We start from the raw sequence: 15,396 nt of genomic DNA on the forward strand, positions 1-15,396 counted from the left end.
TCCGAAACTCCGCTCAAAAGGCGATATTTTTGCAATTAACGTCATCTGGGTCCTTTAGTCAGTCGTTGGGAGCAACAGAACTGAAGAGTAAGTAGTTACGTGGATCCAGCGTTGTCTACTTCGAGGCTTACCCAAAATGATGGTGACTAAGAATACGCAGAGTTATGATCCTTTTGTAAATGGAGGATCACTGCTCTGTTTTTTTATACAGGCAATAATGCAGCTCAGCAAAACAGGAACAGTCCATCTCCAGCGCAGTTGATATAATGAAATCACCGTACGGGGAAAGGCTGGTGCTGCACTTGAATTACAGTAAAGATATAGAAAAATGTATTGAATATATAGAAGCTCATATCAAAGAAAATATAACGGTGGAAGAAATAGCGACGGAGGTCGGATATTCGGTGTATCATTTTTGCCGAGTGTTTAGCTTGTGCAAAGAAATGTCTGTGATGGAGTATGTGCGGAGCCGAAAATTATCCTTAGCCTCAATTGAATTATTTGCTGGAAAAAAGATCATTGATATTGCGCTGGACTATGGTTTTGAAACACAAAGTGGCTTTACTAAAGCTTTTCGCAAAACCTTTGGTTATAGTCCGACACAATATGCGGCACGGATGGATGGGTTTAGTAAAGGAAATTCAATATTTGATATCGGAGGTTATATTATGAATCCTGTTTTTGTTCGTAAGCCTGCTTTTAAGGTGGCTGGTTATGGTATCCAAACTAATGTTGCGGGTAGTATGTACACTAAGGATATTGCTTCTTTTTGGAGCCATTATGAGGGTGAAAACCTGGAGTCCAAAATGTATAAAATACTAAACCCGCCTAAACACGGAGAAGTTGGTTTATGTATTCCGTCTTCAGATAACGGCAATGCCACCTATCTTTTGGGTGTTATTGTTGAGGACTACTCCAAGGTAGAAGCTGATATGTTGACGATGGATGTGCCAGAAGCCGAATATGCCGTGTTTACAACACCTCCAGTGGATACTTCAACGGATACAGAGCAAATAGAGTTTGCCCAAGTCATAAAAAGCAGCTGGAAGTACATCTTCGAAGAATGGTTTAAGGACAGTGGTTACGTTTATGACGAGACTAAGCTGGATTTTGAGTTTTACGATGAACGCTGCCATTCGCGGCCAGATACAGTGATGGAGATTTACGTTCCTGTGAAAAAGTTGACTGAATAGTCGATAAGGGCAAAGACCGCGCGGTGATAATTGTAATTTCAGAAATGTTTAGACTTTAGGTCGCTGACAAAGGCGAACGCTACGGACCTACATTTTCAAACTTCCTTACGTTACGTTCACCTGAGCATTTGCCATGTGCAGTTATTAAGTTGATATGAGGGTGTCGATGGAGGTCCGCAACGGTTAAGTTGCGGACTTTTTTTTAATGCTTAAAAGGACTATCCCTAGGTGGATTTTTTAGACATGAAATCTGCTTACTCTCGACAAAAAGAGACACCCATGTAAAAAACAATATGATATGATCTCTATGAATTATCTAGCACTATTGTACTAGAAGTTAAGGGATTAGAAGTGGTTTGTAGTTCATTTCGTAGATAAGTAGGAGGAGAAACGTGGTTATTAAAAAGATTTTATCTAAAAAGGCTATTGTATTCATGCTTATTGTTTGTTTAACTTCATTACCTTTAGGTACTGTTTTCGCAAGTAAGGTTTCAGATATTCAAGGGAGTTGGGCGGAAGCGCAAATTTCTAAATGGATGGAGAAGGGGCTAATATCAGGTTATCCAGATGGGGGCTTTAAACCTGACCATTCGATTACTAGGGCTGAATTGGTTGCATTAATCAATAAGTCATTTGGATTTGTTGAGTTGGAGGAGCGTTCTTTTAAAGATGTAAAAGCTTCAGACTGGTATTATTCTAGTCTTTTAGCGGCAAATGCTGCTGGTTACATACAAGGTTATTCAGATGGATCCTTTGGACCTAATAAAAAGGTAACACGTCAAGAGTTTGCAGTGATTGTTAGTAAATTACTTGCACTGCCTTCTTCCGATTCTGCTAATAAATTTAGCGACACATCAACAAGTCCTTTATGGAGTAAAGTAGCTATCGGCTCTGTATACGATAAGGGTATTATGTCGGGGTATTCAGATAACACCTTTCATCCCGAATCGTTTACTACTCGTGCTGAGGCTGTTGTAATTTTGGACAGATCGTTAACAATCAAGGGTGAATCCTCATTTGGAACCCTCTCTTACGATATAGCGGGTACTTATGGTCCTGCAACAGGGGAAGAGAAAGTAAGCCAAAACGTAATCATTAACTCTTCTGATGTAACTCTACAAAACATGACGATCTTAGGGAACTTATTACTAGCAGAAGGAATTGCTGAGGGAGAAGTGTTTTTAAAAAATGTTTCTGTTAACGGTGTTACTACGGTTAGCGGTGGGGGAGCGCATAGTGTTCATTTTGAGAATGCTAGACTAACCTCGGTGATCATTGATAAGAAGACAGGGATTATTAGAATTGTTGTTGAAGGCTCTACAGTTATTAGTGATATTCAAGTTCAATCCCCTGCAACAATTCAATCTTCTAGTGGGGCTACTATTCATACAGTTACTCTATCCAAAGCGCTTCCTAAAGACTCGCAGATGAGTTTGCTTGGAAGCTTTAAGAATGTAAATGTTTTGGCGCAAAATATCAATATTGGATTGCCACAAGGCAGCGTTCAAAATTTTAGTTTTAATAAAGATGCAAGTGGAAATAAGCTAAACAATGGGGCTAGTATTCTTTCTTTGATTATGAACGCTAGCACGAATGTTGTAGGGAATGGGACTATTGATCAAGCGGTTATAAATGCATCTGGAATTACTATGGAACATGCTCCACGCAATTTAGAAGCTGGAAAAGATGTCCCATCAAATGTGAATGTGAATATTGGTGGTGTAAATAGACCGGCAGCAACACCTACACAGGCACCAGCAGTAACAACACCAATTTCACCAGTGTCCCCGGGAACATCAGATGGAACAGTAACGCCAACAGCGACACCAGCGGCAACGCCAACAGCAACGCCAACAGCGACACCAGCGGCAACGCCAACAGCGACACCAGCGGCAACGCCAACAGCGACACCAACGGCAACGCCAACAGCGACACCAGCGGCAACGCCAACAGTAACGCCAACAGCGACACCAGCGGCAACGCCAACAGAAACACCGACAGTCACGCCATCAGCAACGCCAGACGTGACTCCACTGCCAACGTTGTCTCCAATTCCGACAATGGTGCCGACTTTTACTCCGGAACCGACACCGCCAGGGCCAACACCGCAACCAGAACAGTATAATGTAAATGGAACTATTATACGTGCAGATGGGAAGGAAATATTTAAAGAGGGTATTCTTTATATAAGTAAAGTTCAAGATAATATGACTATTGGTTATGAAACTAAATTGGTTGACGGGAAATTCAGTATTAATTTGTACGATGGGGATTACCAGATCACAAAAGTATCTGATTTGAATTCTTCAGATTTTATTTCGCTTTTCTATACCTTTAAGGTATCTAATGAGAAACCTATTCCTAGCTCGCTTGATATTGTAATTCCAGAGAGGCATGAAGGAACTATAAAATATCAAGATGGTACCTCAATAAGTAATGGTTCGTTATTAATTTTAAGAATAGAACCTAATTTATCTGTCGGGTTCAGTGCGCCGATCAAAGATGGTAAATTCACTTTGTATTTACCTGATGGAGACTATCTAATAAAAAACCAGAATAATTATGCTACTGAAGAGCAAATTTCACTATATTACACATTCAAAATTGTTAATGGGCTGACTGAGCCAAGTCAAATTGATATAGTCATTCCTTCAAAAATCAAGGGGACTATAGTTAATTCGGAAGGGGTAGCAGTTCCTTCTGGAACACTTATGGTGCATAGAACAGATACTCCAGAATTAAATATTTATTATGCTCAAATTTACGGGGGGAATTATAGCTTATTTTTACCTGACGGTTCTTATCAAGCCGATGGTTTCTATCCTGTTAATATGTCAAGTCGGATTTCAATTGACTATAGATTTATAGTGAATAATGGAAAGACCACACCAAATCCATTAGCCATTACAATACCGAAAGGATACAACGGAACGATAAAAAATGCAGATGGAAGAATCTTTAGATATGGATCGATAACTGTTTATAAAAATAATGAAGATGGTTCTCAGTCTTTTTACACAGCCCCTATATTCTCAGGGGAGTTTAAGTTGTTTTTGCCAGAGGGTACTTATCAAGTGAATAGTTTATTTAACGGTGAAGATCAAATCCCATTTAACTATACCTTCACCATTGCTAAGGGTCAGTCTGACCCGAATCTATTAAATATTCTAGTGCCATAATGAACTTCGGCTTTATTTACCGGAAGACTCTTAATAAAATATATCAATTGTTCAAACAATGCTCAGTCCTATCATCTTAATCTTATCGGGTATATGATTGAATTTGCACCCCAAAACATTGGAACTTCCATATGGAAACCAATGATAATTTTGGGGTGTTTTTTTATCTAACCAGTTTATGTTTGACGAGTATGATCTTCCGTAGTGTAATAGAGTCAATAAGTAAGGTAATTCGAAAATAACAGGGAGTGAAGCAGATGATTAGAGAAGCGAGAGCTGATGACTGGAAAGACATAGCGGAATTATTAGAACAGTTGGGATATCCGGATACAGAAGTGTTCATGCAAGAAAAAATAGAAAAGCTAATCCTACATCCGGACGAGGAATTATTGGTTTTTGAGGAAGATGATCAAGTGGTAGCTTGTATTTCCATGCATTACATACCCCAATTAGGTCTGGTAGGAGAGACTGCAATTATAAGTTATCTTGTGGTGAGCAATGCCATTAGGAGCAAAGGTATTGGACGAAAGCTTGAGGAGTATTGCGCTGATTTAGCTAGAAAAAGAAACTGTGATAAAATTCAGGTTCATTGTCATTCCAGAAGAACTGATGCGCATAGATTTTATGCCCGGCAAGGATTTGTTGAGGCTCCAAAATATTTCTCGAAGTCGTTAAAAGAATCTGAATCCTCATTTTAGTCATAGCAAAAAGCGGCAGACCAGGGTGTTAATACCCGTTTAGGTCTGCCGCTTTTTTTAGTTTAAATAAACTTCCGCTGCACCTTTTTGCCATCGTATGAAAAACGCGCCTTTTTGTCTTCCACAACCGTCTGTAGATGAACCGTCCGCCCCCATAAAGAGTAGATGTGAGGGAGTGTGCGCTCCAGATACTTCAGATCCAGCTCGATGCTTTCATAGCGATGAGTTATAAATAATTCACCATTCTTCTCGAAGTCTGCGTCCTCAATGACCAAGTAAGGAGACCCGCCATTGACCCGGGCGAGCACCAGTTGATCTCGTACATTTTCCCATGCCTTATCGGTGATTTTCCATTCGGGGCCTTTTTTCTCAAAAACATAAAGATCGAGGTCGTTCACCAATTCCTTCGACAGATAGCTGCGGATAAAGGAGGTATCGGATTCCAACTCACGTACTTCAAAGATTTTCTCACGGTCCCAGCGGCGTTCGATGTCTTCAAAGATTTTCAGCCCCAGATAGTAAGGATTCAGGCTTTGCCGTGAGGGCTGCACGACGGATGAATTCAATTTTGCGTATTCCACAGTTTCCTCTTCGGTCAGATCTAGTTCGCGAACGATGCGCTGATGCCAGTAGGAAGCCCAGCCTTCGTTCATGATCTTCGTCTCCATCTGCGGCCAGAAGTAGAGCATTTCGTCATGGAGCATCGTCATAATGTCACGCTGCCAATCCTCCAAAACAGTGGAATATTGCTGGATAAACCAGACCATATCTTTTTCTGGCTCCGGGGGGAAAGCACGGTTTCCAGAGGGTGCTTCCTGTGGCCCGGTATTGCTTTTATCTAAATTCCATAATTCGTCATAAGGATTGGATGATTTCGAGCCGCCTGGAGGGGCGTCTTTGAGCTCCTTCATCTTAGCTTCCAGTAGGTGAGTTTTGCCCAGCTTGCGTGGCTGGATCAGACTGGGGTCTATATGCTCCTGGATAGCCAGCACTGAATCGATGAAGCTCTCCACAGCATCAGTTCCGTAAGTTACAGAATAACCGGCAATCCGATCTGCTGTAGCTGACATGCTCTCGACCATATCTCGGTTGGACATGGAGAAACGCATATTATTTTTGAAAAAATCACAGTGCGCTAGCACATGGGCAACGATCAGCTTATTCTGAATCAGTGAATTTCCATCCAGCAGGAAGGCATAACAAGGGTTGGAGTTAATAACGAGCTCGTATATTTTGCTCAGTCCGAAATCGTATTGGGATTTCATTTTATGAAAGGTTTTTCCAAAACTCCAGTGTCCAAATCGTGTAGGCATTCCATAAGCGCCGAATGTATAAATAATATCTGCGGGGCATATTTCATAACGCATGGGATAAAAATCTAAACCGAAGCCAGTGGCTATTTCCGTAATCTCGGCAATGGCCCGCTCTAGCGCATTAATTTCTTCGCTTGGCATGAATCTTTCTCTCCCTCCAGCTTGGGCTTATGCTGCAACCTATTCTGACAAGGCTGCAAAGGTTCCGCGACAACGTCCGGGACTGTTCCATTTAAGTATATGGGAGAGAAGATGAGTGTATGACGTTCTGAATTTCTGAGTGAAGATAATGTGATTTTGTATACATTATTGGAAGGAAGCACTAGCTTTTTTTGTATGCGAATTCTATCAACGGTATCCTTCTCGGTGAATTCGGACTCAGATGACGTTATTTGCAAATTTCCAGCCTTTTGAGCAGGGTTTCGGACCCCACAGACGCTATCCCACAGAAAGAGGCTCATATATGGTGTCTTTCTTGCCAATAGCGGCAATGGGGTCCGTTAGCATACCAAAAGTGGAATAATACTGCGATTAGTGTCATCTGTGTCCGATAGGTGCCCAATAGGTACCCGATAGAAGCTCCATATGTGTTCGAAAAGTATTCCATAGGTACCCATAGTACTCCACAAGTATCCGATTAGTACTCCACAAATTCCCGATTGCTCACCACACAAGCATAAGCAGTCGAGAGAACTTAACCTTCCCAGAGTACCCAAACCCTCAATAGACAAACCTCCGTTGCGCCCAATAGCTGAAAAGGAAGATTGAAGCCTCGGTCAGTAGCTTGGCGGCGACAAGCGGAATAATCAGCTTTTCATTATAGAAATAGAGTAGCCCATAGTTGAACAACAATACGAGGATCACCAGCGCAAAATATTTGGGAAGCGATGTCTGAATCTTGGAGCGTTTGCCGCCCGTGAAGACATATTTTCGGTTCATAGAATAGTTGAAGACAGAGCTGCACAATCTCGCGGCCGCGACGGACAGGAATAGGTTATGGCTGAGCCTCTGAAACAGGAATAAGAGTGTGAAGTCGAGCAGGGCTGACAGCAGCGAAGAAGTGCTGAATATCAGTATCGGCAGATAAATCCGGAAGGAGTCCATCAGAGGCCGGAAATGGGATGATTTATTATCGTCCAGATAGACGGTATCGATGTACTCTTCCGTAATGGTGTATCCCTCTTTATGGGCAGTCAGCAGCATGTTCATTTCATATTCAAACCGTTCGCCGGGAATCTGGCATAGCCAATCAAGCATTGATAGGGGGTAGCCGCGCAGCCCAGTTTGTGTATCATAAATCTTAGTACCTGTAGTTAAGGAAAAGACCGTCCGGGTTACAGAGTTGCCGAAGCGGCTGCGCAGAGGAATGGTTCCGGTGAACCGGCGGCTGCCGAGTACGATTCCCGGAGTAGTCTGGTTCCGCAGAGATTCAACGATCCGGTTAATATCATAAGGCAGATGTTGGCCGTCGCTATCCGCGCAGACTACATAATCCGGCAGACCGGCCTCCTGAATATACTGGAACCCTGTCTTCAGAGCACGTCCTTTTCCGAGGTTGACTTCATGGGTTAGGACAGTGCAGCCGAATGCTTCGGCCATATCGAAGATTCCACGGTAGTGCGGGCCGCTGCCGTCATCCACAAGAACAATAGGTTCAAGCTGGAAATTATACAGCTGTAAAATCAAATCGAGCAGTCGTTCATCGGGCTCATAGGCTGGGATCAGTATAGTCATGATGTTGCACCCTCCTTGATATAAAGAATGTCGCTGACGCCCCGCTCCTTGTTTTTGCCCTGCGGATTATTTACGACCCGTCCCATGAAGTACATAGTGGATGAACCACCGCCGTCCAGATTGTAGGCTTCTGTGGCGCCAAGGTCGGACATTACATCAGCTAGCTCAGTAAGGGTCATCCCACGGCTGTACCCTTCATTGCGCCCGTCAACTACGACAAACACATAATGGTTTGGTGCGATCATACCAACTGCGGTGCGGGGATTCGCGTTCTGGATGGAATGGTTGCCGAAGTTGGTATCGATTTTGACATTGCTGAAATCACTGGCAATCTCCCCGTCCTGAATCAGAATCGGACCAAAGGAAAGGGTATCGGCGGCCCCTTGCGCCAGCAGTTCAGAGGAAGAAATCTCTTCCTCGTTATAGGTTTGCATTGTCCCATCATCGAACAGCGCCATTGCATCCCGCACAGGATCATCACGATACACCGTGCCGTTACGGATTATCACTCCGTCATTGCGGAAGCCATAGTAATCACCATTGATGGCAAAAATCGCATGGTTCGCGGAAGCAATGTCCGAGGTATCCTCAGTGATGTTTGTTCCAAAGCTGTTGTCGGCAAAAGCAGTGCGCAGACTGCTCGCTTCCTTGAGGACGATATCAGCGACAAAATAAGTGATCTGGTCTGAACCGGAACCGGTCTGCACTTGGTCGATCTGGATCTGAATATCATCGCTGAAGTAATTCCAGTCGTCAGAGGTTGCGTTAACTTCGGCAGTTGTAACGGCTGTAGCTCCTGAGCTGCTAGTTGTAGCTGCATCATCCGCAACTACGACTTCGACATGTTCGATTAAGTAACGATCTGCCAGACTATATATCACTGTGCCGAGAAGCAGGAGGACAATGATCATCACGATCAGCAGCTTTCGTTTGAAGCTCCAGGCTTGCTTACTTCTCTTGTTCAACATTGAAGCATCACCTCATTTTGTAAGTTGTTAAGGCCATAATACCTGGGCTACCTTTAATGAAACTGAAATAAAAGCTGAAATAAAAACCGAAATAGTAAGAGCTCCGGGAAATTGGTATAATTTAACGAAGAGGTTTTCGACTACGGGGAGGTTTGGACATGCCACAGCGTGTGCTGCTGATTGAGGACGACGAAGCAATCAGTGAAATGGTCAGGTCTTATTTGGTAAAAGAAGGTTATGAGATTGAAGCTGTATTTGACGGTGAAGTAGCAGAGAGAACATTTCGGACCGGTGGTCCATTTGATCTTGTGCTGTTAGACCTTATGCTGCCGAAGCGAAGCGGGACTGACATTCTTCAGACTATCCGTGCGGGGAGTCTGGTTCCAGTGTTGATCATGTCCGCTAAAGACAGTGATGTAGATAAAGCGCTTGGGTTAGGCTTTGGGGCGGATGATTATATTACGAAGCCCTTTTCTATGATCGAGCTAGCGGCTAGGGTGAAGGCAGCGATCCGTCGTGCAGGTTATGCATCTCCCAGTATCCAAGTGGAAGATCAAGCTCCGGTGAAGCAAATGATCTCCATTGGCCGATTGACTGTAGATTTAGATAACTTCTCTGCGTTGAAGAACGGGGAAGAAGTAAAGCTAACGTCGAAGGAATTTCATATTCTTAAGCTGTTTGTGACGCATCCGGGCCGAGTATTTACCAAAGCGCAGATTTATGCGAGCGTATGGGAGGATGATTATTTCGGGGATGAGAACGTCATTAATGTACATATGAGAAGATTGCGTGAAAAAATAGAAGACGATCCCTCCCATCCCGAATACATTAAGACGTTATGGGGCATCGGGTATAAGCTGGGAGAACAGCTATAATGATTGCGGTGCTAGGTGTTGTCATTGTGCTCTTACTCGCCGTCATTGTGTGGCAATATCAGAATTCGCGTAAAGCTTCTAATGATTTGCGATATATGCATGACAAGTTAAGCAGCATTATGGAGGAAGGCTCACATGAAAGATTGCTGCTGTTCAGCGGTAATTTGGAGCTGCAGAGCGTGCTGATTGACCTGAACCGGCTGCTGGATATCAATCATAAAGGAAGCATTGAGCGCGTAAGGCTGGAGAAATCCATGCGTAATATGCTGTCTAATATTTCTCATGATCTTAAGACTCCGCTAACGGTTGTGCTTGGTTATATTGAGACCATTCAACAGGATGAGCATTTGCCGGCCGGGGAACGGGAACGGATGATGAAGATGATTCATCAAAAAGCCCATGAAGTGATCCAGCTGATGAACAAGTTTTTTGATTTGTCCAAGCTGGAATCTGGGGATCGGGAAATTGCGCTTTCACGAGTTGAGGCAGGTGAAGTATGCAGACGCAACATCCTTTCTTTCTATGATATCCTCAGCGCTAAGGGCAGTGAGGTGGAGATTGAGATTCCGGATGAGGCTGTTTACTTCATGGGAAATGAAGAGGCTCTTGATCGAATATTGTCCAATCTGTTGTCGAACGCAATTTCTTATGGCGACGCTGGGAGCGTATTAGGATTAAGGCTCTATAGTGATGAGAACAAAGTATACATAGAGGTGTGGGACCGGGGAAAAGGCATCAGTGAAGTACACCAGGATAAAGTATTTGAGCGTCTGTATACGCTGGAAGACTCAAGAAATCGGGCTTATCAAGGCAGCGGTCTAGGTCTGACGATCACCAAAAGATTAACGGAGCAAATGAATGGAACGATTACACTGGTTAGTCAGCCGTATGTGAGAACGGTGTTTACCCTTACTTTTCGCAGATTACGCTTCTAAGGAATAGAATTGTGCGCAGCTTAAGATTTTCGTAAGAAACGAGTAATAAAAAAGAAAATTCTGCTGTGTACAATAAGAACTAAGGAAGACGAGACGAAAACAAAGGGGAGCGCGGAATTGACTACAATACTTCGGACAAGAAATTTAACGAAAACCTATCAAGGTAAAGAAGTCGTCAGCAATGTGAATATGAATATTAAGCAAGGTGAAATTTACGGGTTTCTTGGACCCAATGGTGCTGGCAAAACTACCGTGATGAAAATGGTCACGAACCTCGTTAAACCTACGAGTGGAGAAATTGAATTTTTTAATGAAAAAATGACTGAGCATTCTTACGAAATGCTGAAGCGGATGGGCTGCATCATTGAATATCCGGTGTTTTATGATAAATTGACAGCCAAAGAAAATCTGATTTTGCACGGAGAGTACATGGGCTATTATGATCCGCAAGCGATTGGTGAAGCGCTGGAGCTGGTAAAGCTCACAGGTGTCGATAAAAAGCCGGTGAAGCAATTTTCACTTGGGATGAAGCAACGTCTGGGTATTGCCAGAGCCTTCATGACGAAACCTGAGCTGCTCATTTTGGATGAGCCGATTAATGGGCTAGATCCTGTGGGAATCAAGGAGATGCGTGAAGTGTTCCGGATGCTTAGCCGTGAATATGGAATGACGTTACTTGTATCTAGTCATATTCTGGGGGAAATAGAGCAGATTGCTGATACGATCGGTGTGATCCGGCAGGGTGCTCTGGTAGAAGAAGTGGCGATGGATTCCATTCGTGGCCAAAATACTGAATATATCGAAGTGGTTACGAATGAGATTAATAAAGCAGTGTATGTGTTGGAGCATAAGCTTGGGCTTAATAATTTCAAAGTGCTGGACCATATTACAGTTAGAATATATGACGGTGGAATCTCACAACGTGATCTGAATAAGGCGTTAGTGCTAGCAGATGTGGAAATTGAAAGTATCAGCAAAAAACAACATACGCTGGAAGATCATTTTCTGCAATTGATTGGGGGTGAAGGCATTGCTTAAATTAATATCTTTGGAGATTCGGAAGAATAAGCTAAAAACGCTTCTTACAGGTGCAGCAATCGTCAATCTTGCGATTCTTGCGTTTATGATTATGGTTTTATTCGTTGATCAAAATGAGAGCGAACCGTCATTTGCTTCTTATGCAGAGTTGTTTGAGGGCGTGTTCGTTTTTGTAAAGGCTGCTTATATTATTTTCGCTTCGGTTATTATTAGCAAGCTGGTGATTGATGAGTATAAGAACAACACCATTACTCTTCTCTTCATGTATCCTATCTCACGTAAAAAGCTAATGACTGCGAAAATATTGATAGTGTTCGCCTTCACATTTGTTGCCATAATCGTGGCAGACATTGTAGTCGGCGCTATCCTAATAGGATTCAATTCCTTTGCAGGGCTTATTCCGGGTGAACTGACCCTTCATGTAATCACTTCAGAGCTGATTAAGTTAGGCGCAAACGCTTTTTACGCAGCGGGTATTGCTCTAATCCCATTGTACTTTGGAATGAAGAAAAAATCGGTCCCTGCCACCATCGTCTCAGCTGTGTTAGTTACCTCCTTAATTTCTGGGGGATTTGATCAAGCTCGCTTAGGTAATTTAGCGGCGGTGTCGATCTCACTTGGATTGCTAGGAGCAGGTATTGCCTATATGGCTATTCGCAACATTGAACATAAAGATATAGCCTAATAGATTCGGAATTCACCCCCTTTTATAACCCTTTTGTAACGATGAAAAAGCATCGTGATTGGGGTTATAAAGGGGGGATTTGACGTTTATCTACGACTGATTTCCGTAATTTTGATATAATAGATATGAAATATATTTTAAATTTTAGATGAACATTGCTCGTTTAGGGGTAATGATAATGGATGAGAGAGCCTGAGGGGATGTGAACTGTGGATAAAGACTGGACGTCCATTCTGAGACGGTTGCTTTCGGAAGAGAGCGCTTATAAATCGTTATATGACCAACATCCTGATTTGATATTCGTTCTGGATAGACAAGGTCGCTGCGTAGGAACCAACCGAACTTTTCATCTAGGCTTGAGCGCAGAAGCGAAGTTGCAAAATACAAGTCCGATATCAGCAAAGAGAAAAAATCTTGGCAATATTGCTAGTTTTGAGGCTGCTCTGCAGGGGAACTCCTCAAGCTTTGAGCTACAAGATTTAGAGAATCCCAAAAAAGGCTCGGATTGCGTAGGCGTTAAACTTTTACCCATCAGAACGGAAGAAGGGATCGCCGGGGTATTCGCGATTACCCAAGTGGCTAACGGAAGCGCTCTTTTACATGCGGAATTGTTACAAGACTGGCTAGATGAATTAGCGGACACCTTAGATACTGAATTACCTATCACGGGCGAAGTGGAGATAAGCTCCAAAGATAGCTCAATAGTAGCTGTGAAGGATCAACAATCGAGCCTCATTCTGAATTCCGTCTCCGCGGGAATCTTTGTGCTAGATACAACGGGGCGTGCTCTATTTATTAACCGTGAGGCAGCGGATATGTTAGGATACCAACCAACAGAATTGATGGGTCTGAAGCTTATGGATTATATCCATCATATCCAAGGTGATGGTTCGCGTTATTCGACACCTGATTGCCAGATTAGTCTTACGATAGAGGATGGAATCATCCGTAAGAAAGATGATGAGATCTTCTGGCGTAAGGATGGCACCAGTTTTTTTGTTAATTATCGGGTAGCACCTCTTATTGATGAAGGGCTGATCGCCGGTGCGGTTATTGCCTTCAGTGATATTACGAATGAGCGAGAAATCATTCGTGCGAAAGAATCAGCAGAGCAGGCAGCGCAAGCCAAATCTGATTTCTTAATGATGATGAGCCATGAAATTCGGACGCCGATGAACGGGATGATCGGAATGGCTGATCTATTGTTGGATACTGAACTTGGAGAAGAGCAGCGAGGTTATGCCGAGATTTTACGCAGCAGTAGTTATACGTTATTGCAGATCTTGAATGACATTCTTGATTTCAGCAAAATGGAAGCAGGTAAAATGTCACTACAATCCGAGAAGTTTGATCTCCGCGAGATGATCTCAGACGTCATTGATTTATTTGCACCGAAAGCGGAAGAGAAGAAGCTGGCATTACGTTGGTGGATGGATACTAGCGTTCCAACCATAATCATTGCTGATCCGATCCGCTTGCGGCAGATTGTCGTGAATCTGGTAGGCAATGCGCTGAAATTCACGGAACGTGGGAGCGTGACCCTATCGGTGAAGAACATTCCACTATCTGATGAACAAGAATTTTTGTTGGAGTTTTCAGTGCGGGATACAGGTGTAGGAATTGCCGGTAACAAACTCAATCTATTGTTTCAATCTTTCTCACAGCTGCATCCGTCCATAAACCGTAAATATGGAGGCACAGGCTTGGGACTGGCGATTTGTAAACAGCTTGTGGAGCTGATGGGTGGGACGATCTTTGTAGAAAGTGAAGAGAATCAAGGTTCTACGTTTCGTTTTATGTTGCCTTGCAGAGCAGAAGATATAGAGCTGGAAGTAACTTCAAACTAGGGGGGTTACACACAAATCTCCGGTCCATTTGCTTAAGAAGCAATGGCCGGAGATTTGTGTGTTATTAGTCCTGAAGCATATACATGAGACCTACAGTATGCGGCCCACAATGGCTGCCAATTACACAACCCGCATGGAGGATTGCTATTTCATTAACTTGAGTTTTCTCTCGTAGTGCTGCCTCCAGATAGAGCGCATCTTCTTCCGCCAAGGTATGGACCACGATGAGCAACTCATTATCCATTCGATCGACATGAACCAAAGCGTTCTGGAGCATTTGTTCCACAGCTTTTTCTTTTTTGCCACGGATTTTGCTGGTAGGTATGATGCTCCCATCTACCAGTCTAAGAACAGGACGGATTTTGAGCAGACTACCGATGAAGTTCTGCATGCCTGAACAGCGTCCACCCATATATAAGTAATCTAGCGTATCCACAACGAATTCAGTTTCCACAAGGCTGCGGCTGTGCTCCAGCATGGCTGCAATCTCTACGGCAGAGTGGCCCTTTTCAGCAGCTCTGACAGCCTTCATAACAAGGAGGGCAATGCCTCCGCACAAGGTTTGCGAATCTATAACCTGTACGCGTCCCTCAGGAAATTCCCCGGCAGCCAAAAGTGCATTCTGATATGTAGAGGATAGTGAGGAGGAGAGACTGATATATACAATATCTTGTCCGCTGCTAATCACGGGTTGAAATGCAGCAATGAAATCTGCTGGCGAAGGTGCTGCCGTTTTCGGCAATACTCCACTAGCGGCTACACGGCGATACACTTCCTCGGGTGTAATATCTTCACCATCTTTGTAGGTACCTTCTTCAAATACAACATAAAGAGGAACGATGCCGATGTCATAAGTATCCTTCCAGTTTTGAGGTAAATCGGAAGTGCTGTCTGAAAATATTTTTACAGTAGACATGAAATTCTCCTTCAC

12 protein-coding genes are annotated in these 15,396 nt (G+C 43.4%); 8 read left to right on the forward strand and 4 right to left on the reverse strand.

Annotation, left to right across the window (positions count from 1 at the left end):
* Window positions 1-266: 266 nt before the first annotated feature.
* From MHI25_RS08815 to MHI25_RS08825, 3 genes are all read left to right on the forward strand, one after another.
* The gene (locus tag MHI25_RS08815; protein ID WP_254857052.1) at window positions 267-1,193 is read left to right on the forward strand and encodes an AraC family transcriptional regulator; all 927 of its coding nucleotides are present in this window, start codon (window positions 267-269) and stop codon (window positions 1,191-1,193) included.
* A 392-nt stretch (window positions 1,194-1,585) separates the two neighbouring features.
* On the forward strand, window positions 1,586-4,372 hold the full coding sequence (locus tag MHI25_RS08820; RefSeq protein ID WP_340395260.1) for an S-layer homology domain-containing protein: 2,787 nt from the start codon (window positions 1,586-1,588) through the stop codon (window positions 4,370-4,372).
* 257 nt (window positions 4,373-4,629) lie between these two features.
* Window positions 4,630-5,070 (forward strand): GNAT family N-acetyltransferase, encoded by a 441-nt coding sequence (locus MHI25_RS08825; RefSeq protein WP_076184672.1) that lies wholly within the window; start codon window positions 4,630-4,632, stop codon window positions 5,068-5,070.
* A gap of 62 nt (window positions 5,071-5,132) precedes the next feature.
* On the opposite strand, the gene MHI25_RS08830 is transcribed toward MHI25_RS08825, so the two are convergent.
* From MHI25_RS08830 to MHI25_RS08840, 3 genes are all read right to left on the reverse strand, one after another.
* Window positions 5,133-6,524 (reverse strand): SpoVR family protein, encoded by a 1,392-nt coding sequence (locus MHI25_RS08830; RefSeq protein ID WP_076206321.1) that lies wholly within the window; start codon window positions 6,522-6,524, stop codon window positions 5,133-5,135.
* A gap of 579 nt (window positions 6,525-7,103) precedes the next feature.
* Entirely contained in the window at window positions 7,104-8,117 is a 1,014-nt protein-coding gene (locus MHI25_RS08835; protein WP_340395261.1) for a bifunctional glycosyltransferase family 2/GtrA family protein, read from the reverse strand.
* A complete protein-coding gene (locus MHI25_RS08840; protein WP_340395262.1) occupies window positions 8,114-9,085 on the reverse strand; it encodes a phosphodiester glycosidase family protein in 972 nt (323 codons plus the stop codon). The genes MHI25_RS08835 and MHI25_RS08840 overlap by 4 nt, the downstream gene beginning before the upstream one ends.
* Window positions 9,086-9,243: 158 nt before the next feature.
* Between MHI25_RS08840 and MHI25_RS08845 the strand changes: the two genes are divergently transcribed.
* The 5 genes from MHI25_RS08845 (at window position 9,244) to MHI25_RS08865 (ending at window position 14,465) form a co-directional block, all read left to right on the forward strand.
* On the forward strand, window positions 9,244-9,960 hold the full coding sequence (locus MHI25_RS08845; RefSeq protein WP_036684414.1) for a response regulator transcription factor: 717 nt from the start codon (window positions 9,244-9,246) through the stop codon (window positions 9,958-9,960).
* Complete coding sequence (locus MHI25_RS08850) at window positions 9,960-10,895, forward strand: sensor histidine kinase (protein ID WP_076301345.1); 936 nt, start codon at window positions 9,960-9,962, stop codon at window positions 10,893-10,895. The genes MHI25_RS08845 and MHI25_RS08850 overlap by 1 nt, the downstream gene beginning before the upstream one ends.
* A gap of 117 nt (window positions 10,896-11,012) precedes the next feature.
* Window positions 11,013-11,933: an ABC transporter ATP-binding protein gene (locus MHI25_RS08855; RefSeq protein WP_076126453.1), complete on the forward strand. Its 921-nt coding sequence runs from the start codon at window positions 11,013-11,015 to the stop codon at window positions 11,931-11,933.
* The gene (locus MHI25_RS08860) at window positions 11,917-12,618 is read left to right on the forward strand and encodes an ABC transporter permease (protein ID WP_232061220.1); all 702 of its coding nucleotides are present in this window, start codon (window positions 11,917-11,919) and stop codon (window positions 12,616-12,618) included. Before MHI25_RS08855 ends, MHI25_RS08860 begins: the two co-directional genes overlap by 17 nt.
* Before the next feature lie 209 nt (window positions 12,619-12,827).
* Window positions 12,828-14,465, forward strand: a complete 1,638-nt coding sequence (locus MHI25_RS08865) for an ATP-binding protein (protein ID WP_340395263.1) — start codon at window positions 12,828-12,830, stop codon at window positions 14,463-14,465.
* Between the two features lie 64 nt (window positions 14,466-14,529).
* Here MHI25_RS08865 and MHI25_RS08870 read toward each other — a convergent pair whose 3' ends face one another.
* Window positions 14,530-15,381: a DegV family protein gene (locus MHI25_RS08870; RefSeq protein WP_076126458.1), complete on the reverse strand. Its 852-nt coding sequence runs from the start codon at window positions 15,379-15,381 to the stop codon at window positions 14,530-14,532.
* Between the last annotated feature and the right edge of the window lie 15 nt (window positions 15,382-15,396).

It is taken from the genome of Paenibacillus sp. FSL E2-0177 (genome assembly GCF_037992975.1).
GTDB lineage: Bacteria > Bacillota > Bacilli > Paenibacillales > Paenibacillaceae > Paenibacillus_AQ > Paenibacillus_AQ odorifer.

What these genes read in the sequence shown, in the direction of transcription:
- MHI25_RS08845 (WP_036684414.1), top strand. Translation starts at nt 9,244, where the DNA reads ATGCCACAGCGTGTGCTGCTGATTGAGGACGACGAAGCAATCAGTGAA.
- MHI25_RS08835 (WP_340395261.1), bottom strand. Translation starts at nt 8,117, where the DNA reads ATGACTATACTGATCCCAGCCTATGAGCCCGATGAACGACTGCTCGAT.
- MHI25_RS08850 (WP_076301345.1), top strand. Translation starts at nt 9,960, where the DNA reads ATGATTGCGGTGCTAGGTGTTGTCATTGTGCTCTTACTCGCCGTCATT.
- MHI25_RS08825 (WP_076184672.1), top strand. Translation starts at nt 4,630, where the DNA reads ATGATTAGAGAAGCGAGAGCTGATGACTGGAAAGACATAGCGGAATTA.
- MHI25_RS08830 (WP_076206321.1), bottom strand. Translation starts at nt 6,524, where the DNA reads ATGCCAAGCGAAGAAATTAATGCGCTAGAGCGGGCCATTGCCGAGATT.
- MHI25_RS08870 (WP_076126458.1), bottom strand. Translation starts at nt 15,381, where the DNA reads ATGTCTACTGTAAAAATATTTTCAGACAGCACTTCCGATTTACCTCAA.
- MHI25_RS08815 (WP_254857052.1), top strand. Translation starts at nt 267, where the DNA reads ATGAAATCACCGTACGGGGAAAGGCTGGTGCTGCACTTGAATTACAGT.
- MHI25_RS08840 (WP_340395262.1), bottom strand. Translation starts at nt 9,085, where the DNA reads ATGTTGAACAAGAGAAGTAAGCAAGCCTGGAGCTTCAAACGAAAGCTG.